The sequence below is a fragment of the Pseudoalteromonas sp. APC 3250 genome, assembly GCF_030407915.1.
Classification (GTDB): domain Bacteria; phylum Pseudomonadota; class Gammaproteobacteria; order Enterobacterales; family Alteromonadaceae; genus Pseudoalteromonas; species Pseudoalteromonas tetraodonis.
The window spans coordinates 216,360-241,052 of the sequence record NZ_JASDCM010000006.1 but is presented as its reverse complement, the minus strand read 5'-3'; the positions used below and the strand labels follow the sequence as shown (position 1 = coordinate 241,052).

Here is a 24,693-nt window from a genome sequence, read left to right as displayed (position 1 = left end):
GTATAAATATTTTGCGTCAGAATTTAGACGCCCCCGTTGTGTTATGACGCTTTATTAATTGAAAGCAATTATCGTTCCTTATATTTGTTTTCTTAGGAGATTTAAATGGCCGGCATTTTAGACTCAGTAAACCAACGTACACAGTTGGTTGGGCAAAACCGCTTGGAATTATTGTTATTTAAGCTTAATGGGCGTCAGCGCTTTGGTATTAATGTGTTCAAGGTAAGAGAAGTTCTTCAATGCCCTCCATTGACTAGCATGCCGAAATCTAACACTTATATCCGTGGCGTAGCACATATTCGTGGGCAAACTATTTCGGTGATTGATTTATCTATGGCCGTAGGCGGGCGCCCAATAAAAAGCATCGAAGATGGCTTTATAATAATTGCTGAGTATAACCGTACAGTGCAAGGATTCTTAGTAGGTGGTGTTGAACGTATAGTTAACATGAACTGGGAAAAAATAATGCCACCGCCGTCAGGAGCGGGTCGTTATTCTTATTTAACAGCCGTCACTGAAATTGAAAATGAGCTCGTTGAGATACTCGACGTAGAAAAAATCTTAAACGAAATCTGCCCAGTTAATACTACCGTGAGCGATGATGTTGCCTCGCAAGGTAATATACAAAAAGATTTAGGCGAGAGAATAGTATTTATTGCTGATGATTCGGCTGTTGCGCGAAATCAAGTAAAACGAGCATTGGAACCATTAGGTGTAACAACTGAGTTGGCTAAAAATGGTAAAGAAGCTTTAATAAGATTAAAAGAAATTGCAGAGCTCGATTGCGTAAATGATATTACAGAGCGAGTAGGGCTACTCATTTCTGATGTAGAAATGCCAGAAATGGATGGTTACACGCTGACTGCAGAAATCAAAGCTAATCCTAAACTTGCGCCACTACATGTGATTTTACACACATCATTGAGTGGTGTTTTTAATCAAGCGATGATTGAAAAAGTAGGAGCAGATGATTTTATTGCAAAATTTAACCCAGACGAGCTTGCAACAGCCGTTAATAAATGGGTTCATCGTGATTAATAAACATAGGTGTTATTGATTTGACTAATAAAGATTTGCAGCAAAACGAATACGATCAATTTCGCTTATTTTTAGAACAACAGTGCGGTATTGTTTTAGGTGAAAATAAGCAGTATTTGGTAAAGAGCCGTTTGGCACCATTAATGTCTCGATTTAATGTTGAATCGTTGTCTGAATTGGTAAGTAAAACTCTCGGTGTGCATGAGCGCCAGTTGCGCGCAGCCGTTGTTGATGCCATGACAACCAATGAGACATTGTGGTTTAGAGATCAGTATCCGTTTGAGTTACTTAAAACCAGATTATTCCCTGAGTTTAAAACGTTAAATAGGCCATTAAAAATATGGTCTGCGGCGAGCTCATCAGGACAAGAACCCTACTCAATAGCGATGTCGGTTGCTGAGTTTCAATCCAGCAGCCCTGGTGTTTTAAAAATGGGTGCACAAATAATTGGTACAGATATATCAAATACCATGCTTGATATGTGTAAACATGCTGAATATGATGCATTGGCATTGGCTCGCGGACTCTCTGCTGAACGTCGTAAAAAGTTTTTTAAAGACAGCGGCAATGGTATGGCACAAGTGGTTGATTCATTGAAAAAGCAAGTGAGCTTTAGGCATTTAAATTTGCTCGATTCGTACGCTTTAATGGGTAAGTTCGATATTATATTTTGCCGTAATGTTTTAATTTACTTTTCACCTGAGGTGAAAGCCAAAATAATTGCACAATTCTCTCAAGCACTTAACCCTAAGGGGTATTTATTTTTAGGTGCGTCGGAGTCTATGTCTGGTTTAAGTACTGACTTTGATATGGTGCGTTGTAACCCTGGTATCATTTATCAAAAGAAATGACCTTCATTAATATATTATCCCTCCTCTAAACGACGCCTATTGCGTCGTTTTTTGTTTTTATCATCACTATTTTCACTGCTGGCTCATTTATTGCTTTATCGGTACTGAGTCAATTTTTTGGAGGTAGTTATGGCTATCAGTTTTGATAAAGCATTAGGCGTGCATCCGCATGCGATGTTGATCCGTTCGCAAAGAGCAGAAATGCTCGCTACTAATATCGCAAATGCTGATACGCCCGGCTATAAAGCAAAAGATATCGACTTTGCCTCAGCATTAAAAACGGCAAAGTCCAACCAACTAAGCGGCAATACCATGGTAAGAACCAATGAAAAACACATTGCCGGTGGTACCCGTAGTGTAGGTAGTAATGAACTATTTCGTACGCCAAATCAAACAGATACAGGTGATGGCAACTCTGTTGATATACAAGTGGAACGGAACTTGTATACACAGAATGCTATGGAGTATCAGGCCAGTGTCCAGTTTCTTAATGGTAAATTTAAAGGCCTGAAAAAAGCCCTCGGTAGTCAAGGAGCCTAATTATGAGTTTATATAATGTGTTTGATATTGCTGGTTCTGGTATGAGCGCGCAAAACGTGCGATTAAATACCACGGCAAGTAATATCTCTAATGCCAATACAATTAGCTCTTCACAAAATGAGACGTACCGAGCGCGACAACCTGTATTTGCTGCGGAGCTAACAAAAGCGTCAGCGTCAGCAAGCAACCCACAGGGCTCTGCCGTTGGTGTAAAAGTGTTAGGAGTGGTTGAAAGTAATAAACCACTACAAATCGAATATAACCCAAATCACCCGAGTGCGGATGAAAATGGATATATTTACAAACCCAACGTGAATGTTGTTGAGGAGATGGCAAATATGATTTCTGCTTCTCGCTCTTATCAGACAAATGTTCAAGTTGCTGATGCAGCTAAGCAAATGTTAAGTAAAACACTGCTGTTAGGTCAGCGGTAACTGAGGGTAGCTCATGAGTAACGATATTAGTACTTCTTCATCCTACATGGACTCTTTACGTTGGCAAGATAAGCAAGTGCCAAAAAAAGAAGAGAGTGATGCGTTAACCCAAGAAGATTTCTTTTCGTTGTTAACACAGCAGTTGTCATATCAAGATCCCAGCAAACCAGCTGATAACGATCAGATGATTGCACAAATGACAAACTTTACTATGGCTGAAGGGATCTCAAATTTAAACTCTAACTTTGAGTCTTTAGCTGCGTCGATGACATCAAATTCAGCATTGCAAGCATCAACACTGGTTGGTAAGCAAGCGCTGCTGGAGTCTGACACACTTGAGCTTAATGAGTCGGGTGAGGTAAAGGGAGCGATTGTTGCTGAAAAGCCGGTAGACAATTTAACGCTTCGTATTGAAGATGCATCAGGGCAATTAGTTAAAACTATTGATTTAGGCACGCAGCCTGCAGGTGCGGTTCGCTTTGCATGGGATGGTAAAAACGAAGCGGGTGAACGACTTCCTCCTGGTGAATACAATGTTAAAGCTGAAGGCAGTACGGATGGCGAATTCTCTAGCTTACCAATTGCCTCATTCAAAAATATTGAGAGTGTTAATATTAATGGCTCAAGCGGCATTATTATTAATACCAAAGAAGGTGCGGTTAGGCTGACTGATGTCGCAGAAATCGCGTAATAGATTTTATGTATTTTTTAGCCAATAGGCTAAATATTTTTTAGGTTAGAGGTTAATTATGAGCTTCAATATTGCATTAACAGGCCTTGCTGCCGCACAAAAAGATTTAGATGTTACCGCCAATAATATTGCCAACGTAAATACCACGGGCTTTAAAGAGTCTCGCGCTGAATTTGCTGATGTATACGCATCATCAGTATTTAGCGCCGGTAAAACGAAAAATGGTGATGGTGTACAAACCACTATGGTTGCCCAGCAGTTTCATCAGGGCTCGCTGCAGTTTACTAATAATTCACTGGATTTAGCGATCACAGGTGAGGGGTATTTTGCTACCAGTCAAGACTTAGGCGCACAAGACTTTACCTACACGCGTGCGGGTGCATTTAAGCTTAATAAAGATAACTTTGTTGTAGATGCTAAAGGTAATTTTTTACAAAGCTTCCCAGTTGATGAAGTTAGTGGTGATACGACCTCTGTAAGTCTTAGTACTTCATCTGCTTTACAAATACCAGATTCTTCGGGCTCTCCGCGCTCTACTTCAAACGTTTATACATCATTTAACGTCGATTCTCGAGAAGATGTAATAGCTGTCCCTTTTGATGCAACAGACAGTACTACTTATAACTCTTCGACATCGACCACAATGTATGACTCACTTGGTGAGCCACATGTTCTACAATTCTTTTTTGTAAAAACAGCGCCTAATGAATGGCAAGTACATGGTACGCTTGATAAAACTCCCTTTGATGCAACTGGTGCCGCGACAGCAACACCAAGCCCGCTAAGTACCTTTGGGTTTGATGCTAGCGGTTTGCCTGCAACGACTAATGGTGCTCCAAATGTTGGTCCAACCTTTACTGATGTTAATTTAACCGGAACTAATTTATCGGGTATTTTATCTAATGGCGCCCAATTTGATGATATTGCGATTAATTGGCGCGATGAGGCCGGTACTGCAAATAGAACGCCTACTCAATATGCGAGTCGCTTTGAGGTGAAAGCACTAGAGCAAGATGGTGCGACAGTAGGTCGCTTAGCGGGTATTGATATTGGTACAGATGGAAAAGTTGTTGCATCTTACAGTAATGGTGATTCAACTTACTTAGGTCAAGTTGCCATGGTGCGCTTTTCAAACTCACAAGGTTTGCAGCAAGTAGGTGACACTTCATGGAAAAAAAGTTTGACCTCGGGGGAACCAATTGCGGGTGAGCCAGGTTCAGGCACACTAGGCAACATTAATTCGTCAGCTCTTGAGCAGTCTAACGTAAACTTAACCAATGAGCTGGTTGATTTGATTAGTGCGCAGCGTAACTTCCAAGCAAACTCTCGTGCGCTTGAGGTTAACTCAACTATTCAACAGAACATCCTTCAGATCAGATAATCATATTTTGATTTACTAAGGCTGCTTAGTGCAGCCTTTTTTATTCCTCTCCTAAAATCTTATTCACACTTAAATTTAATTTGGCACTTATATTGCATTTACTCATACATAGATTTCTTAATGAGTCGATGTTATGGATAAAATGGTCTACATAGCGGCATCTGGCGCTAAACAAAGCATGCAAGGGCTTGCTCTTAAAGCCAATAATTTGGCAAATGCGAATACCACTGGGTTTAAATCTGATTTTGCGCAAGCACGGTCAATGCAGGCTTTCGGTGAAGGTTTGCCGACTCGTGTTTTTGCTATGCAGGAGCGCCCAGGATCAAACATGACATCGGGCGGTGTTGTCGAAACAGGTCGCAGCCTTGATATTGCTATGAGTGATAACGCATGGCTGAGTGTTCAGGATGCCTCTGGTAATGAAGCCTATACAAAAGTGGGTTCGTTAAATATAACGGCTGAAGGAATGTTGACTACCAGCGACGGTCGTCAAGTTATTGGCGAAGGTGGGCCAGTCATATTACCTGTACCGATTGAAAAAATTGAATTTAGCAAAGATGGCACTATTCAAGTTCGCCCTCAAGGTGCACCGGCTAACTTTTTAGAAGAAGTTGATCGGCTAAAAGTAGTTGATGCAAACAACGCTACACTCGAGAAGGGTAACGATGGCTTATTTAGAGCTAAACCAGGCCAAATAGTTGAAACATCAGCCAATGTACAAGTATTAGGCGGCACATTAGAAAAATCGAATGTAAATCCTGTGCATGAAATGGTCGATATGATCAGTCATCAACGCCAATTTGAATTACAAGTAAAACTGATGAAAACAGCTGAAGAGATTGACGAACGTCAAGAACAGCTGATGCGCATCGTTTAACTATAACGTGAGGATATTATTATGAATCCAGCATTATGGATAAGTAAAACAGGGCTTGACGCTCAACAAACAGATATATCGGTTATATCAAATAACTTAGCGAATGCCAGTACAGTGGGTTACAAAAAAAGCCGCGCTATTTTTGAAGACTTACTCTACCAAAATATTAATCAACCAGGCGGTCGCTCATCGCAAGACACCGAAATGCCGTCAGGCTTAATGTTGGGCGCGGGTACGAAAGTGGTCGCTAATCAGAAAAACTTTTCCCAAGGTAACATGCTCACCACTGAAAATTCATTAGATTGGATGATTTCTGGTCCTGGATTTTTTGAGGTTTTACAGCCTGATGGCAATATTGCCTATTCGCGTAACGGTCAGTTTACCACCGACGGTGAGGGGCGAGTTGTAACTTCGGGTGCCGGTTACGTTGTTCAGCCTGAAATGAATGTGCCTGATGATGCACAGTCAATCACCGTATCTCAAGATGGTGAAGTGTCAGTTCGCATTAAAGGTCAAGCCGAAAACGTGGTTATTGGTCAAATTACTATTAGTGATTTTATCAATCCGTCGGGCCTTGAGCCTATAGGGCAAAACCTTTATACCGAAACTGCAGTAAGTGGTGCACCTGTTCAAGGTAACCCGGGGGTTGAGGGCTTAGGTACAATTATTCAAGGTTCACTTGAAACATCAAATGTAAATGTGACCGAAGAGTTGGTTAATTTGATTGAAACTCAGCGAGTTTACGAAATGAACTCAAAGGTAATTTCAGCGGTTGATGAAATGATGAGCTACATCAATCAACAATTATAGTCTTGGGGGATTGTATGCGTAATATCATGTTATTTGCAGTAGGGACTTTACTGTTAAGCGGTTGTGTATCTACACAAAATAATGAAGTAGTGCAGGACGATCCCTACTATGCACCTATGTATCCTGAGCCTAATATGGAGCCAGTGGTAGCAACTGGCTCTTTATTCAGTACTCAGTTATCGAATGACTTATATGCCGATAAGAAAGCACTTAGAACAGGCGATATCATTACTGTTAAATTGCAAGAGTCAACCCAAGCCACAAAAGCGGCTAAAACAGAAACAGATAAACAAACAGATGCTAGCCTCGATCCTGTTATTGGTTTAGGTGGTTTACCGGTTAATATTGGTGGCGATAGTATTCAATTTGGGGTTGGTAGTGATGCGTCGTTTAAAGGTGACTCAAAATCAAATCAATCAAACAGCCTAGTTGGCGATATTTCGGTTAACGTGATGCGAGTATTACCAAATGGTAATTTAGTGATTCGCGGTGAAAAATGGCTAACGCTAAATACCGGTGAAGAATTTATTCGCTTAGAGGGGTTAGTGCGTCCACAAGATGTTAATGCTGATAATACTGTTGAGTCTAATCGTATTGCGAATGCGCGTATTCAGTATTCAGGTAAGGGTCAAACTCAAGAGGCACAAAGCCCGGGTTGGTTAACGCGTTTCTTTAGTAGCTCATTGTTTCCTTTTTAGAGGACATTCGACATGAATGGTTTTAAAGTTTTTTGTTTTATGGTGCTACTAGGCTGGCAATTTACTGCCAGTGCTGAGCGAATTAAAGATGTATCTATGGTTGAAGGGGTGCGCTCAAACCAATTAGTGGGCTATGGATTGGTTGTTGGTTTACCGGGTACCGGTGAGCAAAGCCGTTTTACCGAACAAAGCTTCAAAGGCATGCTCAATAGTTTTGGTATTACGTTACCTTCTAGTTTAAAGCCAAAAATTAAAAATGTTGCAGCGGTTGCTGTTCATGCTGAACTCCCTCCATTTAGAAAGCCAGGGCAAACCATAGATATAACCGTGTCATCAATTGGCAGTGCAGGCAGCCTGCGCGGTGGCACATTATTACAAACATTCCTAAAAGGGGTTGATGGTAATGTTTACGCCATCGCTCAAGGCAGTTTAATTGTAGGTGGCTTAGGTGCTGAAGGCCTAGATGGCAGCCGAGTCGTTATTAATACGCCAACCGTAGGGCGTGTGCCAAACGGTGCCACGGTTGAACGTGCTGTTAAAAGCCCATTTATGCAAAACGACTATATTACCTTTAATTTAAACCGCCCTGATTTTACTACTGCTAAACGTTTAGAGAAAACCATAAATGATTTAATCGGCCCAAATAGCGCTCAAGCACTCGATGCAGCTTCTATTCGCGTTATTGCACCTCGTGATGCTTCACAGCGCGTATCGTATTTATCAACTCTTGAAAACTTAGAGTTTAAGCCTGCGGATACTTCGGCAAAAATAATTGTTAACTCACGTACCGGCACTATAGTTATTGGCAAAAATGTAAAATTACAACCTGCGGCAATTACACATGGTGGTCTTACTGTGACCATTGCTGAGCAACAAAATGTGGCGCAGCCAAATCCTCTAGCAGAGGGGGAAACAGTGGTTACCCAACAAAGTATTATTGACGTTAATCAAGATGATTCACGTGCTTTTGTATTTGACCCAGGTGTAAGCCTTGATGATTTAGTTCGTGCTATTAATGAAGTTGGCGCTGCCCCTGGCGATTTAATGGCGATTCTTGAAGCACTTAAAGAAGCCGGTGCAATTAACGGTCAGCTTGTTGTAATTTAGTTTTATAAGACCCTAGGCCCTAGGCCCTAGGGTCTATAACCTTTCACCCTTTACCTTTAACCTTTCATCGCTACTCTTTTTTTGGCTCAATTATTGCATTTCATTAGGTATTATTAATTATTGTGTCAAAAAGCTGATGGAAACAAATCATCTAGATAAGCAAAACTTTTTTGATTTAGGCAACTTAGACTCTTTGCGTCGAGATGCTTTAAACAGCGGTGATGCATCAACCGATGCATCTAAAGCGGCGTTAAAAAAAGCGGCGGCACAATTTGAAGCTATCTTCACCCAAATGCTACTGAAAAGTATGCGTAAAGCCAATGAGGCTTTTGAAGACAAAGAAAGCCCATTTAATGCAAGTGGCGTGAAGTTTTTTGAAGAAATGCACGACCAACAGATGGCTACAGAGCTTTCATCAAATGGCTCTTTAGGTCTTGCTGATTTAATTGTGCAGCAACTATCGCCAGATGGAAAAAACTTTATGCCAGGCTCAGTTCTTCGTACAACGTCAGATTTCTTTAGTGACCAACGTGCGGGTAGCACCTTACCTCATCAAGAAAACCAAAAGGTCACTGAAAAAGTGCCGCTCGTTGATTCAACTGAAAAAAGCGAACAAAACATAGCGTCTGGCACGTTTGAGAATGCTGAGGAATTTGTAAGTACAGTGTGGGAGCATGCAAAAACAGCGGCTAAGAAAATTGGTTTAAATCCGGCGGTTATGGTTGCGCAAGCAGCATTAGAGACTGGTTGGGGTAAACATATTATCAGTAAAGGTGATGGCAATAGCTCAAATAATTTATTCAATATAAAGTCAGATAAAAGTTGGCAGGGCGAAAAAGCCAGTAAGGTCACTTTAGAGTTTGAGCAAGGCGCTGCAGTTAAAAAGCAAGCAAGCTTTAGAGCGTATGACTCAATAAAAGATAGCGTGAATGATTTTGTGGATTTTTTAACACAGAACCCTCGCTATCAAGATGCATTAAACAATACAGCAAAGCCGCACAAATTTTTAGACTCTTTACAGCAAGCCGGTTATGCAACCGACCCTAACTATGCAGACAAAATAAAAAGAGTGCTTAACAGTAACGAGTTAAAGAATATCGCCACAAGCGTTATCCGCCAAGGAGTAGAGTAACATGTCGTTTAATTTATTAAATATTGCTAATTCAGGAATAAGAGCAAACTCTGAGTTATTGCAAACGACAAGTAAAAACATCGCAAACGTTAATACTGAAGGGTATGTACGAGAGCGAACTGAATTTACTACCATGATTGATAATCAGGTGGGCCGCGGTCAAACGTACCGGTTATTAAATGAGTTTGCACAAAAGCAATTAAACCGAGATACCTCAAATAAAAGCTTTTTTGATCAATTTGTTAGCGAGGCGAGTCGGGTTGATCAAATTTTTTCAGAAAAATCAAACAGCTTATCAACTAGTATCAACTCGATGTTTAACAACGTACAAGAAGCACTTAACCAACCTTCATCTACGGTTGCTCGTTCATTAGTGATGAGTGATGCGCAAAATCTGATTGATCAAATGGACCGGCTTGCAGGTATTGTTTCAGAGCAAAAAGCAGTGGTTAATGAGCAATTAGAAATATTTTCTGAAGAGGCGAATACGTTAATCGAAAGTATTAGTTCGTTAAATCAAGAAATTGCGGGTGTTCATGGCACTAAAAACGAAGCAGATGCTAGCTCAGCTTACAATGAGCGTGATAAAGCAATACGTGATTTATCAAAACTAATTGATATAGAAACACTCGATGGCCCTAATGGTGAAAAACAAGTATTTATGGGCACAGGTGAAGCGGTTGTTATGCAAAATGGTTCATTTAACTTATTTTCGATTAGTGGCGATCCCGATGCTAATTTTAAAGAGTTACGCTTAGATGTAAATGGTGGCCAAGCCGTTCCACTAGAAATAGATCCCACTAAACTCAAAGGTAAAATTGGTGGCTTATTGGCATTTAGAGACGATATTTTGGTGCCTGCACAAAATCAAATAGGTCAGATGGGCATTGCGCTTGCTGATTCGTTTAATCAGCAAAACCGTTTAGGAATGGATGCAAACGGTGAGCTTGGAGGCGATATTTTTGATATCCCAACGGTCAGTGCTTTTGTTTATCAAGCAAATACCGGAACAGCTAATATGTCAGCAACCGTTGAAGCTGGTAAAGGCAGTGAACTACCAGCGAGTGATTTTGTGATCACCTATACGGGGAACCCTAACGAAGTAAGTATTCAGCCAATAGATAATAAAGGCGAGCCTTTAGGCAGTGCATCGTTAGCTGTTATTCCACCGAGTGGCATTATTGACTCTGCGGCAATCACCAGCGGGGAGTCGTTTGGTTTAGAGCTAAACGTAACCGGAGCTGGTAATGCCGGTGATCAATTTCAGATAAAACTTAATAGTGGCGCGGCTGGCAATATATCGCTGACAACAGGTCGGGGCGAAGACATTGCCTTGGCCTCTCCAATTAGAACAGCAGACGGGCTTGATAATACAGGCACTGGGACTATTTCACCGGGTGATGTGAGCGATGTAACTACCGGCAGTTTTACAAACCCTTTAGGCTTAGCAAATGGTCCTATTAACATTGTTAAAACTGCTAATGCTAACGAATATCAACTTACTGATGGTAATGGTACAACCACGTTTACGGTTACACCGCCTGCTAACAATATTTTGGCGCAAGCGGGGCCTCCTTATGATGGCTATGGTTTTGACTTTAATATTGAAGGGGTACCGGCTACAGGTGATACCTTTAATTTAGAATTTAATGAAGGCGGTTTTGATGATAACCGTAATGGTCAAAAACTCGCTGACTTACAAAATAGCGACTTAGTACGTCAAAATGTGGTAGCAAGTGCCTCAGCCGATAATCATAAAACCTTGAACCAGGCCTATGCTGGATTAGTAACCGATGTTGGTGTAGTAACCAGTCAAGCAAAAACCAACGGGGCGGCATTTGATGCTTTAGCACAGCAATCAGAAGCCTGGTATGAATCGTTATCCGGCATAAATTTAGATGAAGAGGCAGCTAATTTGCTGCGTTTTCAGCAATCTTATGCTGCATCGGCTCAAGTACTGTCTGCAGCACGTTCTATTTTTGACACTTTACTGAGTGCGGCGAGGTAATTATGCGTTTATCAAATAATTTAATGTATCAAAATAACATTAATAAAATACTTGAGAATCAACAAAATGTAGCTGGTGCGCAGGAGCGCGTTACGACAGGTCAAAAATATTTGAGTACCTCAGAAAACCCTGCTGCTATTTCGCAGGGTATGTTGTACACCAATAAAATAGAAACTAATGAGCAGCTGACGAAAAATATTAACCAGCTAAAAGGGCGTTTAGAAACCGAAGAAAGTTTATTACAAGGTATGAACGACACTATTTTAGAAGCGCAAATGTTAACTATACGAGCGGGCAATGGTTCGTTAGATAAAGGTGATTTGGCTTCGGTTGCCAGTGAACTAAAAGAATTGCAAAAATCGCTGCTTAACTTAATGAATAGTCAATCTGAAGGGGGGAAATACCTTTTCTCTGGCTATCAAGACGATATTCAAACTTATACATTTAATAGCACTAATGGCAAATACGAATACCAAGGCGATCAAGGCCAGCACGAAGTAACCATTGCAAAAGGCGTTGAGATCAAATCAAGCGATAATGGCTTTAATGTATTTGAACGAGTTGATGCACGTCTTGATGTGGTATCGAATGATGGAGCGCCATCAGGCGGTATTACCGCTGGAACTGTTTATGTTCAAAATCAAGGTGAGTTTGATCGTTTTCATAAAGATAATTATAACTCAGACCCAGATCCGCTTATTTCTCCAACGATCAATACCTATAACGTTAATGTGATCCCTGGTGCGACCCCTTCATCGCCTGATCAGTATGAGATATTACGTGATGGTAATCCTCTTGTACCACCTGTGACTGGTGAAGTAACTGATGAGCCGATTGAATTTGCCGGTATGGAAATTCAACTTGAAGGTGTAGCACCGGGGCAGCTTGATTTTACCCTTGAGAAACCAAGCAAAGAAAATGTATTGAATACACTAGAAGATTTGATCATTAGCCTAAATGACGAACAACTTGATGAAGCGCAAATTAACCAAGCATTATCGGATGGTTTAATTCAGCTTAAAAACGCCAGTGAGCAAATTGTATTTACACAAGCTGGCTTAGGTGGGCGCATGAATGTGGTTGAGCGTGTAACTGATTCAAACAGTGCACTAGATATCAATAATCAAGAAAACAGATCCAGCCTGATTGAAATTGATGCCGCTGAAGCCATCAGCGATCTTACTAAACATGAGTCTGGTTTACAGGCCTCACAAGCGACTTTTGGTCGTTTGGCTAAACTCTCATTATTCGATTATTTATAAACACCATCCAAGGCAGGTTATTACTTTTAGGAAAAATAGGTAATAACTTGCCTTAACGAAGCGGCAAAAAACTGTCACCCCCTTTTTATCTTCTGTCAAAAAATCGCTAACTTCTAATTTAAAGCCGCAATAAGTGTTATTTAGTTGTTTTAAAACATAAGGTTAATCTTTTTTTTCTAGTTGGCACAACTAATGCATTTAGCTAGTTATAGAAAGTGTGGTTTTTGCTTAAATATTTTGAACCACATTCTGATTGAAACTAGGAGATGGTAAAATGGCTTTAAGCGTAAATACAAATGTTGCATCACTTAATGGGCAACGCAATCTATCTAAATCTAGCATGGCACTTGAAACCTCAATGCAGAGACTATCATCTGGTTTGCGTATTAATAGCGCAAAAGACGATGCTGCAGGTTTACAAATTGCCAACCGACTAACTTCTCAGGTTAATGGCCTAACGGTTGCTCAGCGTAATGCCAACGATGGTATTTCCATGGCGCAAACGGCTGAAGGTGCGATGCAAGAGTCTGCAAACATTCTGCAACGTATGCGTGACTTATCACTGCAATCAGCGAATGGTTCAAACAGTGCGGTTGACCGTGCATCACTGCAAAAAGAAGTAGCAGCCCTGCAACAAGAACTAACACGAATTGCAGACACCACCAAATTTGGTGGCACCAGCTTACTTGACGGTACATTTGGTACAAAACAATTCCAAGTGGGTGCAAATGCGAATGAAACCATTAATGTAAGCTTACGTAATGTAGCTGCCAACGCTATTGGTGCATATGAAGTAAAAGGAAACAGTACTTTACTGGGTGCTGTTGCAACACAAACAGCGCCACTTGCTACGGCAACTGGCGCTGTGGCTACTGCAGGATTAAATATAAATGGTGTTGCAATCCCTGATGCAGGTGTTACGGGTAAAGGCGCTGCTGAAATAGCCGATACCATTAATAAAGAAGCAACAGGGGTTACTGCCACTGCAAAATTAGATGTTACTATTGCTGGGCTAACATCAGCAGATAACAGCGACTTAACTCTTCGCAAAGCGGGTGCTGCGGTTGATACTTATAAATTATCAGAATTTGGTGGTGATCTTGACCGACTTGCTGAAAAACTGCAAGCCGACGGCTATGATGCAATCGTCGATAATGGTTCGTTAACACTAAGAGCTGAAGGTGTTGACGGTATTCAAATGACGGGTACTGCCGGTACAGCTACCATTGCAAATAACGCTACAGGTGGTGCGCCAGTTGCTGGTGGTGCTACTAATAACGATATTAGTGTTTCATCATCACTGACATTATCTTCGTCAGAGAAAATTGGTATATCTGGTACTGACGTAGATGATATTCTAGGCGGGGCAAATATTTCAGCTACCGGTGGTTCAGGTGAATTAACATCTGTTGAAAGTGTGGATATATCAGGTACAACTAGTGCAGGTGCACAGTCTGCCATTAACACCATAGATGCAGCGCTTGCGCAAATTGACGCCCAGCGTGCCGATTTAGGTGCGGTACAAAACCGTTTTGGTTTTACTATTGCCAACCTTGCTAACGTATCTGAGAACGTGTCAGCTTCGCGTAGTCGTATTCAAGATACCGATTATGCGCTTGAAACTGCAACCCTAACTAAAAACCAAATTATGCAACAAGCCGGTACTACTATTTTGTCTCAGGCAAACCAGTTGCCACAGGCAGCATTAAGTCTTTTAGGTGGCTAATATCCGCTAACTATAAAAAGCCAAGCAAATATGCTTGGCTTTTTTGTCTGTATTTCAATCAATTAAAAGTTTTTACTGTTTTTTTAAAAAAAAGCTAAAGGTAATTTTATAACGGCCGTTAACTTAATTAGAACGGAGCTTGAACAGATTTTTATTGTGATGGCTCTTGGTTAAAATCAATTAGTTACATTACGAAAGTAATCAGGAGTTATAACATGGCTTTATCAGTAAATACTAACGTTGCATCACTAAATGCACAAAGAAACTTATCAAAATCTAGCGATGCATTAGGTACATCAATGCAACGTCTTTCATCTGGTATGAAAATTAACAGTGCGAAAGATGATGCGGCAGGTCTACAAATTGCGAACCGTCTTTCTTCACAAATTAATGGTTTAGGTGTTGCTCAGCGTAACGCTAACGATGGTATCTCAATGTCGCAAACCGCTGAAGGTGCGATGCAAGAGTCATCAAACATCTTACAACGTATGCGTGACCTATCTTTACAATCAGCTAATGGTTCAAACGATGCTAATGCTCGTGCAGCACTACAAAAAGAAGTTGGCGCATTACAGCAAGAGCTTACTCGTATCGCTGAAACGACTAAATTTGGTGGTACAAGCTTACTAGATGGTTCGTTCGGTACTAAACAATTCCAAGTGGGTTCAAACGCTAACGAAACAATCAACGTAAGTTTGCGTGATGTGTCTGCTGATGCGCTTGGTGCATATGGTGTTAGTGGGGCTGGTTCTGTATTGGGTACTGCTGGTGACACGACTTTAGCGCTTCAAAATGCAACAACTGCAGATGCAACTCTTAACATAAATGGTAAAGCGGTATCTGTCGCTGCTAATGATGGCGCAGAAGATATTGCTACTAAAATCAATGCAGTTGCATCAGGCGTAACTGCAACTTCAGAGTTAAGTACAACATTAACAGGTCTTGATTCATCTGATGTTGGTGATTTAAACATCGGTGATGATACTTATAAATTAGCTGAATATGGTGGTGACGCTGCACGTCTTGCTGAAGCGATGGTTGCTGATGGTTATGATGTTGTTGAGTCAGGCGGTGATTTGACGATTAAAGCAACAGGTGTTAATGGTATTGAACTCATCGCAACTGCGGGTTTGGCTTCTTTAGGTGGTGGTACGGCAGCTGGTAGCCAAGCTGTTTCATCTACTCTAGAGCTTTCTTCTCCAGATAAAATTGGTATCTCTGGTACAACTGTAGATGAAATACTAGGTGGTGGTCTTGCTGCTACGGGTGGTCAAGGTTCATTAACGTCAGTAGAGTCAATTGATATCTCTGGTACGACTAGTGCTGGTGCACAAAACGCAATCGAAACAATTGATGCGGCGCTTGCGCAAATTGATGCACAACGTGCTGACTTAGGTGCGGTACAAAACCGTTTTGGTTTCACTATTGCTAACCTTGCAAACGTATCAGAAAACGTATCAGCTTCTAAAAGCCGTATCGAAGATACAGATTACGCTGCAGAAACGGCTAAACTGACTAAAAACCAGATTATGCAACAGGCTGGTACAACAATCTTAGCTCAGTCTAACCAGTTACCACAGGCAGCACTTAGCTTATTAGGTTAATTTAACAATAAGCTCTATACTTTAACTACTAAGGAAGGGGCAACCCTTCCTTTCTTGTATAGGTATAAAGCTTTATATCGCTTTATAGTAGGAGCGAATTATGGAAACGCAAAGTTTAAATCTAAATATCAGCTCAGCGCAAAAAGGTGAGGTCAGCTCAAGCTACCAAGCCCCATCACAAGTTAAGCAAAACGCCGATGAGCAAAAGAATACACCCATCACCACCACGGCAAGTAATAGTGAAGTTTCTGAAACTGAGTTGTCACCTGAAAAACTAGAGAAGGTGGTACAGCAATTGCAGGATTTTATGGGCGAAATGAATCGTAGCCTACAGTTTAAAGTAGATGAAGATTCTGGCCGTAATGTTATTAAGGTAATTGATAAAGAAAGCGGTGATTTAGTTAAGCAATATCCCTCTGAAGAAGTATTAGGTATTGTTGCTAAATTAGCAGAAGCCACTGGCGTGTTAGTTGATTTTAAAGTTTAGTTTGAGCAATTTAAGAGGGTAAGTATTATGGCTATTTCATTTACAGGTATAGGTTCAGGACTTCAAGTTAATGAAATTGTAACCGCTTTAGTCAATGCTGAAAAAGCCCCTTATCAAGCACGGGTAACACAACAGCAAGCAAATTTTACTACGGACATTTCTGCGGTAGGGACCTTAAAAGCGTCTTTAGAAGAGCTTAATGGTTCTCTAGAATCATTGGGGGACATCGAAAACTTTCAAAAGCGTACTATCAGTGGTAGCGATGACTTTGTCTCTTTAAGCTCTGAAAAAAACGCGCAAACTAACAACTATTCTATAAAAGTAAACAGCTTAGCTGAAAACCACAAGTTAACCTCAAGTGCCATAGCAGGTGATGAGGCTGTGGGTGAGGGTAAGCTAACCATTAGTTCAGGTAGTAATAATTTTAATATTGATGTGTCAGATACAGCGACCCTTGCTGATATTCGTGATGCTATTAATAATTCTACCGATAACGACTCAGTTAATGCCACTATTATTACTGATGATACGGGGCAGCGATTGGTATTATCAAGTAAGGAAACTGGCGCAGAAAACGCAATAAAGATTGTGGTTGATGATGTTGGTGATGCTAATAATACTGATTTGTCTGGCTTATCACGACTAGCTTATGACAGCGATGCTGCATCTGCAACCTATGCTGAAAATTTAAATGAAGTAACGGCAGCGACCGATGCCTCAATTACGATTGATGGGACGCTTGTTGCGACAAGCAGTACAAATGAATTTAAAGATGTCATTGAGGGTGTCACCATTAATGCCAAAAAAACGCACAACGCAGATGATGATTTAAGTAAAGCAACGATAACAGAGAACAATAATAATGTTGCGGCTGGATTAAAATCGTTTGTAGAAAAGTTTAATGCGTTTATTGACTTATCAAATCAGTTAGGTCGATCTAGTGCTGAAGAGGGGGTAGGTGCGCTTGCGGGTGATTCATTACTTAGAGGCTCTGTAAATCAAGTGCGCTCATTGCTAACGTCGGAATTTAGTACGGGTAATGGTAATACCGACTTTTTAGCTAATTTTGGTATTAGAACTGAGCGCTCAGGTAAATTAAGTATTGATTCTGATGCGCTTAAAGCTGCGGTAGAAAGTGATCCACAAGCTATTCAAACGTTTTTCGTTGGTGAAAATGATGGTGATGGTTTTGTTGGTCAGCTAGACACGGTGATTAAAGGCTATACTGCGTCTGATGGTATTATTAGCTCTCGTATAGAAGGTCGCGAATCACAAATTTCTAAACTAGAAACTGACGTAGAAAAGTTTAATACCCGTATGGCTAAATATGAAGAGCGATTATATAGCCAGTACAACGCAATGGATTTGCTCGTTGCTAACCTAAACTCGACAGGGAGTTACTTGCAACAGCAATTAGCTAACCTACCTGGTGTGGTTAAAAAGTCTAGCTAAACAATTAACCTTGTTTAGCAAATAAAGCCTGGCTTATGAGTCAGGTTTTTTTATGTTTGTTCGATTGTTAGTAACTAACTGTGTTGTTTTATAGTGAGGTTTGAGGAAATAAAAATACAGAGTGAAAAATCTGCTTAATCACTCTGTAAAGGGGAATAAAATAGGGGGGGCTAAAGTAAATAATATTTTTAAATATTAGATTTATACTTATTCACCGCGCCTTTGCTTTTTTGTTTCTTTATAATTTCTATCGCTAACTTTTGTTTTTCGCTATCAAATAGTGTTGAAAGCTGTGCCACAAATGCGATTAAAAACTCAAGCTCAGATTCAGAATAAAAACCGTCGTCATGCTTTAAAGATTCATTCATGTAACTGTCTAACCGGCTATGAATATTCAGTGCTTGCTCAATATCCCAATCCTGAGAGTCAGTAATCAAACTAACCAGCTCATTGCAGTAGTCTCTGGTCTTACTATCAGTAATTTGTGAGCTCGTAACCTGCTTTAAAGTCATTACAGTTGTGGTTCTCTTTGTTCGAATGGAATTGCTTCCCAGCCTGACTTAATCTCTTTAATTAAGGTAATTACTTCATCAATTTTATCAATGTTGTTTTCAAGGTTTGCAGTTAATAAGCAACGCTGACAGTAATCGTACAAAGAGTCTAAGTTAGTTGATACTTCATTATTGTCTTCAAAATTTAACACTTGCTGCAACGCACCAAGTAGCACAATACAATCAGAGATTGCGTTGCCTTTTTTTTCTAACTCTTTACGTTCAATAAATCCTTTTGCAGCAGAGAGCTTGCCAACAATATTTACAAACACGAGTTTAACTTGGTCGTAGGGAGTCATCTCTTTAACGCTGCTAACTGTTATTTGACGGTATTTATTGATTGATGCATGAGCCATGGGTAATTCCTCAAATTTTAATTACTGTGTAGAACCTTAAGCAAGTTTAGTTCCAACATAAGTTTGACTATTACTTATCGGCAAAAACAGTCACACCTTTAAGTAATAATAGCACTTTTTATGAGTTTCTTCTGTGTAGAGTCGCATCATCATCAGTGGCAAAACGTGTTAGATAATTCATCCTAAGTCGGTATGCCGTTATAAATAGTTAAAGAGTTATTAGTTATAAAGTATTAGCTTTGCGGGGCGGGTGTCTGTTTTTTGGCGTTAATGTCAAAAAATCGCCGCTATTGCTTGCATCCAAACCCAACTGGCTTACAATTTGATTAATAAAACAAATTAGTGAAATAAATGGCTCGCTAAAGATGATCTTAATTTTAGATAATAATAACAATCGCTCTATTGGATTATACGCATCGCTTACTTTTATTGGTGAGGCTGTACAGTTGCAAACAGAAGCTGACTTTGAACAGGCATGTAGCCACTATCAAAACAAAGAATGTATTGTGGTGTTAGGTGCTTTGCAGTCTTTAGATCACGAAAGTTTAATTAAACGATACCCAACATTTCCTTTTTTACTCATTGGTGAAACGCTTAAACCTTTGTTGAGTTTGGCTAATGTTGTGGGGTTGATATGTGAGCCATTTACTCATGAAATTACCACACAGCTGTTGCACGACTGTCAGCAATATCAGCGCATGTTGCCGCATGAACATAAAAATAATAAAGAGAAAAGCACCTTTGATGGTCTTGTTGGTGAAACCAAAGCGGTAAAAGATTTACGCTTTTTAATTACGCAGGTTGCAAAAACCGATGCCAATGTACTTATTTTGGGTGAGTCGGGCACAGGTAAAGAAGTGGTCGCCCGTAACGTACATTTGCTTTCTAAACGTAATAAAGGCCCTTTTGTACCGGTCAACTGTGGGGCTATTCCTGCTGAGCTATTAGAAAGTGAACTATTTGGTCATGAAAAAGGCGCGTTTACTGGGGCTATTTCAGCACGAAAAGGCCGTTTTGAGTTAGCGCAAGGTGGCACGCTATTTTTAGATGAAATAGGGGATATGCCATTACAAATGCAAGTTAAATTACTGCGAGTGCTCCAAGAGCGTAGTTATGAGCGCGTTGGTGGTACCAAAGCGATCCAAGCTGATGTGCGTGTGATTGCTGCAACCCACCGTGACCTTGAAAACATGATAGAAAAAGGCTCATTTAGAGAAGATTTATACTATCGCTTAAATGTTTTTCCTATTGAGAGCCCATCTCTTGCTCAACGCGCAGAAGACATACCATTACTACTTAAAGAGCTTATGCGCCGTGTAAATGAACAAAGCGGTACTACGGCTAAGTTTACAGAGCGTGCTATTGATAGTTTAAAAGAACATGCTTGGCCGGGTAATATTCGTGAGCTGGCGAACCTTGTTGAACGAATGGTTATTATGTTTCCAGATAAGGTGGTGGATGTTCCTGATTTACCCAATAAATACCGCTACATTGAAGTTGAAGCCTATGAGCCACAGTACCCAGAAGAGCTGATGGAGCGTGATGCCTTTAATGATATTTTTAGTGGCGGATTTAGCGAAGATGAAATAGATCTAGAAGATGACTTTGCTCAGGCCGCACCTGGTTTATTGCCCGATGAAGGTATTGAGCTTAAAGAGTACTTAGCTGAGCTTGAAATTAACTTAATCACACAGGCATTAGAGCGCTTTGATTACGTTGTCGCCCGTGCTGCTGAAGTACTTGGTGTAAGACGAACCACACTGGTCGAAAAAATGAAAAAATATAACCTTTCTAGAGATTGAGAGCTAAGTGCATGTGCTAGGTACTAGGCGCTAGGTGTTAGGTTAGAAAAAATAAACACTGCGTTTAATGCAAACTCGGCGCTATAATTGTCAGCGGGTTTACCTCGCGTCTCGTAACCCGAAACCCGCTCCTAGCCGAGCTTTTTAACTTCTTCCTTCCTAAAACAATCATTACTATGATCGTTAACCATACCGCACGCCTGCATGTAGGCATACACTGTGGTTGGGCCTAAAAATTTAAAGCCACGCTTTTTTAAATCTTTTGCAAATAATGTTGATGCCTCAGTAACTGCGGGGTAATCCGCAAGCGTCTCTAAATCGTTTACCTGAGGTTTATTACCAACAAACCGCCACTGGTAATCACTAAAGCTGCCAAACTCTTTTTGAATAGCAATGAAGCACTTTGCATTATTAATTGTTGCGGCTATTTTTAAGCGGTTGCGAACAATTCCCTCATTTTGCATTAATGTTTCTAGGTCCTGCTCAGTAAAGGCCGCTACTTTATTTACATCAAAGTTTGCAAAGGCGTTTTTATAATTAGCGCGCTTTTTTAATATGGTGTACCAACTTAACCCTGCTTGTGCCGATTCTAACGTTAAAAACTCAAAAAGTAGTTGATCGTCATACACAGGAACGCCCCATTCATGGTCATGGTAATCCACATAGTCGGGCTTTGAGGTATCTAACCATGGGCAGCGGCACTGAGTCTCTTTATTCATGCATGTTCCTTTGCGCGTCATTTTTACGACACGCGTTTTGTTGGTTTAATTTATTGAATTTGCTAGTAAATAATTTTGGTACATATTGTGCATTAGCTACAGTATCTACATTATTTTAGAGAGTTGATTATGGCCCTTGCAAGTGTGCTAAAACCCCAGTTTATTTCTGCTAATCAGTATAACCCATGTTTACTGCAAGAGGAGTATGTTGGTGAGTTGAGTGATTTGCGTCAACAAGCAAGTTGGCTCTCTCATCTGGTTGATACCATGCCTGCGGGCGTGATTGTACTTGATGGTAAAGGAATGATCGCTAAGGCAAACCAAATAGCTATCGATATGCTCGGCGAGCCATTAGAAGGAGAGAAGTGGTTTAGCGTTATTCAGCGCTCATTTCGTCCTCATCAAGATGATGGTCATGAAGTGTCGTTAAAAGATGGACGCTTAATAAAGCTCGATATTACTGCACTCGCGCCTGAGCCTGGGCAACTTATACTAATGACCGATTTAACCGAAACCCGACGCTTACAAAAGCGAGTCGCGCATATGCAGCGTTTAAGTGCCTTAGGTAAAATGGTTGCGTCTTTAGCTCATCAAGTACGCACACCGTTATCAGCGGCTATGTTGTATGCCGCAAATTTAGGCTCAAAACGCTTACCCGAAGCGTCTCGCGGCAGTTTTCATACTAAATTAATGTCACGTTTAAAAGATTTAGAAACCCAAGTAAACGACATGCTGTTATTTGCTAAAAGTGGTGATCAGCAAGTTGTTGAGCAAGTGTCGATGCAACAGCTACTAAGTGAAGTTAAAGCCGGTGCCGATGCTATGGTAGCGCTCAATGATAGCGAATTAAATGTGAGCTTACCTGAACCCGATATTGAAATTATGGGTAACAAAACAGCATTGGCAAGCGCAATTCAAAACCTAATTCATAATAGTATTCAAGTCATTGGCAGTGGTGCACAAGTACATCTTAGTGCTTTGCGTGATATGCAAGATCCTGATTATGTCCGCATTAGTGTTAGTGATAATGGCCCTGGGCTTGATTTAGCACAAACTGAGAAAATATTTGAACCCTTTTATACCACTAAAAGCCAAGGTACTGGTTTAGGACTTGCCGTTGTAAGTTCAGTGGCCAGTGCACATCAGGGACGTGTTGAAGCAGACAACAACCCACAAGGGGGAGCAATTTTTAGTATGTTGCTACCTATTAGTGTCACATCTAAATTAGGGGAGTCACAATGAGTAACACTATTTTAGTTGTAGAAGATGACGCCGGACTTCGTGAAGCATTAATTGATACGCTTGAAATGTCAGGTATAGCCTGTATGGCCGCCAATAGTGCCGAGCAAGCCATGGTGCTACTAAAAAAAGAAGTATTTTCATTGGTGGTCAGTGATGTACAAATGGGCGCAATGAGCGGCTTGGATTTATTACGTAGTATTAAATTAAATTACCCTGATTTACCCGTACTAATGATGACGGCCTATGCCACTATTGATGATGCTGTAGAGGCTATGCGTTTAGGCGCGATTGATTATATGGCTAAGCCATTTGCACCAGAAGTGCTATTGAATATGGTGAGTCGTTACTTACCAGAAAAAGAAAAAGAAACAGACGGGCCCATTGTCGCCGACCCTAGTAGTATTCAATTACTCGAACTTGCTAATAAAGTTGCTCGATCAGATGCCAGTGTGATGGTGCTTGGGCCAAGTGGCTCTGGTAAAGAAGTACTGGCGCGTTATATTCATGACAAATCAAAACGCTGTAATGAACCGTTTGTAGCGATTAATTGCGCTGCTATTCCAGAAAATATGCTCGAAGCCACTTTATTTGGTTATGAAAAAGGTGCGTTTACCGGTGCGATACAGGCTTGTCCTGGTAAGTTTGAACAAGCGCAGGGGGGTACTATTTTACTTGATGAAATCACCGAAATGGATTTAGGCCTGCAAGCCAAGCTGTTACGTGTACTTCAAGAGCGTGAAGTTGAGCGTTTAGGTGGTCGTAAAACCATTGCACTGGATGTACGTGTGCTTGCCACAAGTAACCGAGAGTTAAAAGAAGCGGTTGCTGAAAACCAGTTCCGCGAAGATTTATACTATCGACTCAATGTTTTCCCACTGCTATGGCGACCACTGTGTGAGCGCCCAGGGGACATTATTGTGTTGGCTAAGCATTTGATTGAACGTCACTTAAGTAAAAGCAAAGAGCCAATGGCGTATTTAGATAGCAGTGCAGAGCAAAAACTGCTTAGCCATAGCTGGCCCGGTAACGTACGCGAACTAGATAACGTTATCCAGCGAGCATTAATTTTACGCAGTGGAAATAGTATTGATGAGCATGCTATTTTTATCGAAAATCTAGCCCCAACGCATTTTGTGGCAGAAACTAAAGCTGACATTGAGCCTGTAAAAAGTAGTCTCAGTAACGCTTATTATGATGAAAAAGCAGCGCCTGCAGATGAGCAAAAAAATGATTTGTTAGCCGTCGATACTGGTAGTTACAAAGATGAGCTTAAAGATAAAGAACATCGTATTATTTTAGAAACCTTGGCACGCTGCCAAGGAAAACGTAAAGAGGTCGCCGAAACCTTAGGTATTAGCCCGCGTACTTTACGCTACAAATTAGCACAAATGCGTGATTTAGGTATTTCCCTCCCAGCATAACCCCCATAAGCCCTAAGTTCAATCACTTGAATTTAGGGCTGTCAAAACTCTGACTGCTTAATTATTTTACTTAAAGCGTTGTTTTAATTGGTTTTAATTTTTGGCATGTTTTGTGCTTTATTCTCTTTAAGAGTTTACTGCATTATCAGAGACAATTATGAAAATTCAAAACAGTGCTTTATTTCAAGAAATGCAATCAATGGCTGCAGAGGCCACACGTAGTAATCAAGTTAATAACTTGCCAACGCAAGTGCAATCAACCTCTACAGCACAGTTTGGTGACATGTTGAGTAATGCCCTTAATACAGTGCATGAACTTCAGCAAGACACAGGACAAAAAGTAAAAGCGGTAGAGAATGGCGACAGAAGCGTATCACTTGCTGAGGCTATGATTGCTTCGCAAAAGTCTTCTGTGGCATTTGAAGCTACGGTACAGGTTCGTAATAAGCTTGTTGAGTCTTATAAAGAAATTATGAACATGCCTGTTTAACTAGGTAGTGGAGA

General features: G+C 40.7%; 24 protein-coding genes. 21 read left to right on the top strand and 3 right to left on the bottom strand.

Annotation, left to right across the window (positions count from 1 at the left end; all coding sequences use genetic code 11):
• Positions 1 to 105 precede the first annotated feature (105 nt).
• From QL986_RS09110 to fliD, 17 genes are all read left to right on the top strand, one after another.
• The gene (locus tag QL986_RS09110) at positions 106 to 1,038 is read left to right on the top strand and encodes a chemotaxis protein (RefSeq protein ID WP_013465596.1); all 933 of its coding nucleotides are present in this window, start codon (positions 106 to 108) and stop codon (positions 1,036 to 1,038) included.
• A 20-nt stretch (positions 1,039 to 1,058) separates the two neighbouring features.
• Complete coding sequence (locus tag QL986_RS09105) at positions 1,059 to 1,889, top strand: protein-glutamate O-methyltransferase CheR (RefSeq protein ID WP_013465595.1); 831 nt, start codon at positions 1,059 to 1,061, stop codon at positions 1,887 to 1,889.
• A gap of 129 nt (positions 1,890 to 2,018) precedes the next feature.
• Entirely contained in the window at positions 2,019 to 2,429 is a 411-nt protein-coding gene (gene flgB / locus QL986_RS09100; protein ID WP_013465594.1) for a flagellar basal body rod protein FlgB, read from the top strand.
• A 2-nt stretch (positions 2,430 to 2,431) separates the two neighbouring features.
• Positions 2,432 to 2,863 (top strand): flagellar basal body rod protein FlgC, encoded by a 432-nt coding sequence (gene flgC / locus QL986_RS09095; RefSeq protein WP_013465593.1) that lies wholly within the window; start codon positions 2,432 to 2,434, stop codon positions 2,861 to 2,863.
• A gap of 13 nt (positions 2,864 to 2,876) precedes the next feature.
• Entirely contained in the window at positions 2,877 to 3,554 is a 678-nt protein-coding gene (locus tag QL986_RS09090; protein ID WP_013465592.1) for a flagellar hook assembly protein FlgD, read from the top strand.
• Between the two features lie 58 nt (positions 3,555 to 3,612).
• Positions 3,613 to 4,935, top strand: a complete 1,323-nt coding sequence (gene flgE, locus QL986_RS09085; protein WP_013465591.1) for a flagellar hook protein FlgE — start codon at positions 3,613 to 3,615, stop codon at positions 4,933 to 4,935.
• A gap of 133 nt (positions 4,936 to 5,068) precedes the next feature.
• Positions 5,069 to 5,812 carry a flagellar basal body rod protein FlgF gene (locus QL986_RS09080; protein WP_013465590.1) on the top strand — a complete coding sequence of 248 codons (744 nt, stop codon included), beginning with the start codon at positions 5,069 to 5,071 and terminating at the stop codon, positions 5,810 to 5,812.
• Between the two features lie 21 nt (positions 5,813 to 5,833).
• The gene (flgG, locus tag QL986_RS09075) at positions 5,834 to 6,622 is read left to right on the top strand and encodes a flagellar basal-body rod protein FlgG (protein ID WP_013465589.1); all 789 of its coding nucleotides are present in this window, start codon (positions 5,834 to 5,836) and stop codon (positions 6,620 to 6,622) included.
• 14 nt (positions 6,623 to 6,636) lie between these two features.
• The gene (flgH, locus tag QL986_RS09070; protein ID WP_013465588.1) at positions 6,637 to 7,320 is read left to right on the top strand and encodes a flagellar basal body L-ring protein FlgH; all 684 of its coding nucleotides are present in this window, start codon (positions 6,637 to 6,639) and stop codon (positions 7,318 to 7,320) included.
• A gap of 12 nt (positions 7,321 to 7,332) precedes the next feature.
• Positions 7,333 to 8,427 carry a flagellar basal body P-ring protein FlgI gene (locus QL986_RS09065; protein WP_036953616.1) on the top strand — a complete coding sequence of 365 codons (1,095 nt, stop codon included), beginning with the start codon at positions 7,333 to 7,335 and terminating at the stop codon, positions 8,425 to 8,427.
• A gap of 136 nt (positions 8,428 to 8,563) precedes the next feature.
• On the top strand, positions 8,564 to 9,559 hold the full coding sequence (gene flgJ, locus QL986_RS09060; protein ID WP_008113076.1) for a flagellar assembly peptidoglycan hydrolase FlgJ: 996 nt from the start codon (positions 8,564 to 8,566) through the stop codon (positions 9,557 to 9,559).
• A 1-nt stretch (position 9,560) separates the two neighbouring features.
• Positions 9,561 to 11,567, top strand: a complete 2,007-nt coding sequence (gene flgK, locus QL986_RS09055; protein WP_290191478.1) for a flagellar hook-associated protein FlgK — start codon at positions 9,561 to 9,563, stop codon at positions 11,565 to 11,567.
• Between the two features lie 2 nt (positions 11,568 to 11,569).
• The gene (gene flgL, locus QL986_RS09050; RefSeq protein ID WP_290191477.1) at positions 11,570 to 12,829 is read left to right on the top strand and encodes a flagellar hook-associated protein FlgL; all 1,260 of its coding nucleotides are present in this window, start codon (positions 11,570 to 11,572) and stop codon (positions 12,827 to 12,829) included.
• A gap of 274 nt (positions 12,830 to 13,103) precedes the next feature.
• Positions 13,104 to 14,555 carry a flagellin gene (locus tag QL986_RS09045; protein ID WP_290191476.1) on the top strand — a complete coding sequence of 484 codons (1,452 nt, stop codon included), beginning with the start codon at positions 13,104 to 13,106 and terminating at the stop codon, positions 14,553 to 14,555.
• A 215-nt stretch (positions 14,556 to 14,770) separates the two neighbouring features.
• Positions 14,771 to 16,159 (top strand): flagellin, encoded by a 1,389-nt coding sequence (locus QL986_RS09040; RefSeq protein ID WP_036953620.1) that lies wholly within the window; start codon positions 14,771 to 14,773, stop codon positions 16,157 to 16,159.
• Positions 16,160 to 16,259: 100 nt separating this feature from the next.
• Complete coding sequence (locus QL986_RS09035) at positions 16,260 to 16,646, top strand: flagellar protein FlaG (RefSeq protein ID WP_290191475.1); 387 nt, start codon at positions 16,260 to 16,262, stop codon at positions 16,644 to 16,646.
• 27 nt (positions 16,647 to 16,673) lie between these two features.
• Positions 16,674 to 18,098 (top strand): flagellar filament capping protein FliD, encoded by a 1,425-nt coding sequence (gene fliD / locus QL986_RS09030; RefSeq protein ID WP_290191474.1) that lies wholly within the window; start codon positions 16,674 to 16,676, stop codon positions 18,096 to 18,098.
• Positions 18,099 to 18,286: 188 nt separating this feature from the next.
• On the opposite strand, the gene QL986_RS09025 is transcribed toward fliD, so the two are convergent.
• Both QL986_RS09025 and fliS read right to left on the bottom strand, forming a co-directional pair.
• Positions 18,287 to 18,610 carry a hypothetical protein gene (locus QL986_RS09025; RefSeq protein ID WP_028833982.1) on the bottom strand — a complete coding sequence of 108 codons (324 nt, stop codon included), beginning with the start codon at positions 18,608 to 18,610 and terminating at the stop codon, positions 18,287 to 18,289.
• On the bottom strand, positions 18,610 to 19,005 hold the full coding sequence (gene fliS, locus QL986_RS09020) for a flagellar export chaperone FliS (protein ID WP_008112168.1): 396 nt from the start codon (positions 19,003 to 19,005) through the stop codon (positions 18,610 to 18,612). The genes QL986_RS09025 and fliS overlap by 1 nt, the downstream gene beginning before the upstream one ends.
• A 365-nt stretch (positions 19,006 to 19,370) precedes the next feature.
• Here fliS and QL986_RS09015 point away from each other — a divergent pair, with 365 nt between their 5' ends.
• On the top strand, positions 19,371 to 20,807 hold the full coding sequence (locus tag QL986_RS09015; RefSeq protein ID WP_028833983.1) for a sigma-54-dependent Fis family transcriptional regulator: 1,437 nt from the start codon (positions 19,371 to 19,373) through the stop codon (positions 20,805 to 20,807).
• A 131-nt stretch (positions 20,808 to 20,938) separates the two neighbouring features.
• Here the strand turns inward: QL986_RS09015 and QL986_RS09010 are convergent, their stop codons facing one another.
• Positions 20,939 to 21,526, bottom strand: a complete 588-nt coding sequence (locus tag QL986_RS09010) for a DNA-3-methyladenine glycosylase I (RefSeq protein WP_290191473.1) — start codon at positions 21,524 to 21,526, stop codon at positions 20,939 to 20,941.
• 129 nt (positions 21,527 to 21,655) lie between these two features.
• On the opposite strand from QL986_RS09010, the gene QL986_RS09005 reads away from it, so the two are divergent.
• The 3 genes from QL986_RS09005 to fliE all read left to right on the top strand — a co-directional run bounded on the left by QL986_RS09005 (position 21,656) and on the right by fliE (position 24,679).
• Positions 21,656 to 22,768: an ATP-binding protein gene (locus QL986_RS09005; protein ID WP_290172481.1), complete on the top strand. Its 1,113-nt coding sequence runs from the start codon at positions 21,656 to 21,658 to the stop codon at positions 22,766 to 22,768.
• The gene (locus QL986_RS09000; RefSeq protein WP_028833986.1) at positions 22,765 to 24,189 is read left to right on the top strand and encodes a sigma-54 dependent transcriptional regulator; all 1,425 of its coding nucleotides are present in this window, start codon (positions 22,765 to 22,767) and stop codon (positions 24,187 to 24,189) included. The genes QL986_RS09005 and QL986_RS09000 overlap by 4 nt, the downstream gene beginning before the upstream one ends.
• Positions 24,190 to 24,346: 157 nt before the next feature.
• Entirely contained in the window at positions 24,347 to 24,679 is a 333-nt protein-coding gene (gene fliE / locus QL986_RS08995) for a flagellar hook-basal body complex protein FliE (protein WP_016899229.1), read from the top strand.
• The last annotated feature ends 14 nt before the right edge of the window (positions 24,680 to 24,693 follow it).

Excerpts from the sequence above, each read along its gene's own strand:
- QL986_RS09110 (WP_013465596.1), top strand. The coding sequence starts at position 106 with ATGGCCGGCATTTTAGACTCAGTAAACCAACGTACACAGTTGGTTGGG.
- flgB (WP_013465594.1), top strand. The coding sequence starts at position 2,019 with ATGGCTATCAGTTTTGATAAAGCATTAGGCGTGCATCCGCATGCGATG.
- flgC (WP_013465593.1), top strand. The coding sequence starts at position 2,432 with ATGAGTTTATATAATGTGTTTGATATTGCTGGTTCTGGTATGAGCGCG.
- QL986_RS09090 (WP_013465592.1), top strand. The coding sequence starts at position 2,877 with ATGAGTAACGATATTAGTACTTCTTCATCCTACATGGACTCTTTACGT.
- flgE (WP_013465591.1), top strand. The coding sequence starts at position 3,613 with ATGAGCTTCAATATTGCATTAACAGGCCTTGCTGCCGCACAAAAAGAT.
- QL986_RS09080 (WP_013465590.1), top strand. The coding sequence starts at position 5,069 with ATGGATAAAATGGTCTACATAGCGGCATCTGGCGCTAAACAAAGCATG.
- flgG (WP_013465589.1), top strand. The coding sequence starts at position 5,834 with ATGAATCCAGCATTATGGATAAGTAAAACAGGGCTTGACGCTCAACAA.
- flgH (WP_013465588.1), top strand. The coding sequence starts at position 6,637 with ATGCGTAATATCATGTTATTTGCAGTAGGGACTTTACTGTTAAGCGGT.
- QL986_RS09065 (WP_036953616.1), top strand. The coding sequence starts at position 7,333 with ATGAATGGTTTTAAAGTTTTTTGTTTTATGGTGCTACTAGGCTGGCAA.
- flgJ (WP_008113076.1), top strand. The coding sequence starts at position 8,564 with ATGGAAACAAATCATCTAGATAAGCAAAACTTTTTTGATTTAGGCAAC.
- flgK (WP_290191478.1), top strand. The coding sequence starts at position 9,561 with ATGTCGTTTAATTTATTAAATATTGCTAATTCAGGAATAAGAGCAAAC.
- flgL (WP_290191477.1), top strand. The coding sequence starts at position 11,570 with ATGCGTTTATCAAATAATTTAATGTATCAAAATAACATTAATAAAATA.
- QL986_RS09045 (WP_290191476.1), top strand. The coding sequence starts at position 13,104 with ATGGCTTTAAGCGTAAATACAAATGTTGCATCACTTAATGGGCAACGC.
- QL986_RS09040 (WP_036953620.1), top strand. The coding sequence starts at position 14,771 with ATGGCTTTATCAGTAAATACTAACGTTGCATCACTAAATGCACAAAGA.
- QL986_RS09035 (WP_290191475.1), top strand. The coding sequence starts at position 16,260 with ATGGAAACGCAAAGTTTAAATCTAAATATCAGCTCAGCGCAAAAAGGT.
- fliD (WP_290191474.1), top strand. The coding sequence starts at position 16,674 with ATGGCTATTTCATTTACAGGTATAGGTTCAGGACTTCAAGTTAATGAA.
- QL986_RS09025 (WP_028833982.1), bottom strand. The coding sequence starts at position 18,610 with ATGACTTTAAAGCAGGTTACGAGCTCACAAATTACTGATAGTAAGACC.
- fliS (WP_008112168.1), bottom strand. The coding sequence starts at position 19,005 with ATGGCTCATGCATCAATCAATAAATACCGTCAAATAACAGTTAGCAGC.
- QL986_RS09015 (WP_028833983.1), top strand. The coding sequence starts at position 19,371 with ATGATCTTAATTTTAGATAATAATAACAATCGCTCTATTGGATTATAC.
- QL986_RS09010 (WP_290191473.1), bottom strand. The coding sequence starts at position 21,526 with ATGAATAAAGAGACTCAGTGCCGCTGCCCATGGTTAGATACCTCAAAG.
- QL986_RS09005 (WP_290172481.1), top strand. The coding sequence starts at position 21,656 with ATGGCCCTTGCAAGTGTGCTAAAACCCCAGTTTATTTCTGCTAATCAG.
- QL986_RS09000 (WP_028833986.1), top strand. The coding sequence starts at position 22,765 with ATGAGTAACACTATTTTAGTTGTAGAAGATGACGCCGGACTTCGTGAA.
- fliE (WP_016899229.1), top strand. The coding sequence starts at position 24,347 with ATGAAAATTCAAAACAGTGCTTTATTTCAAGAAATGCAATCAATGGCT.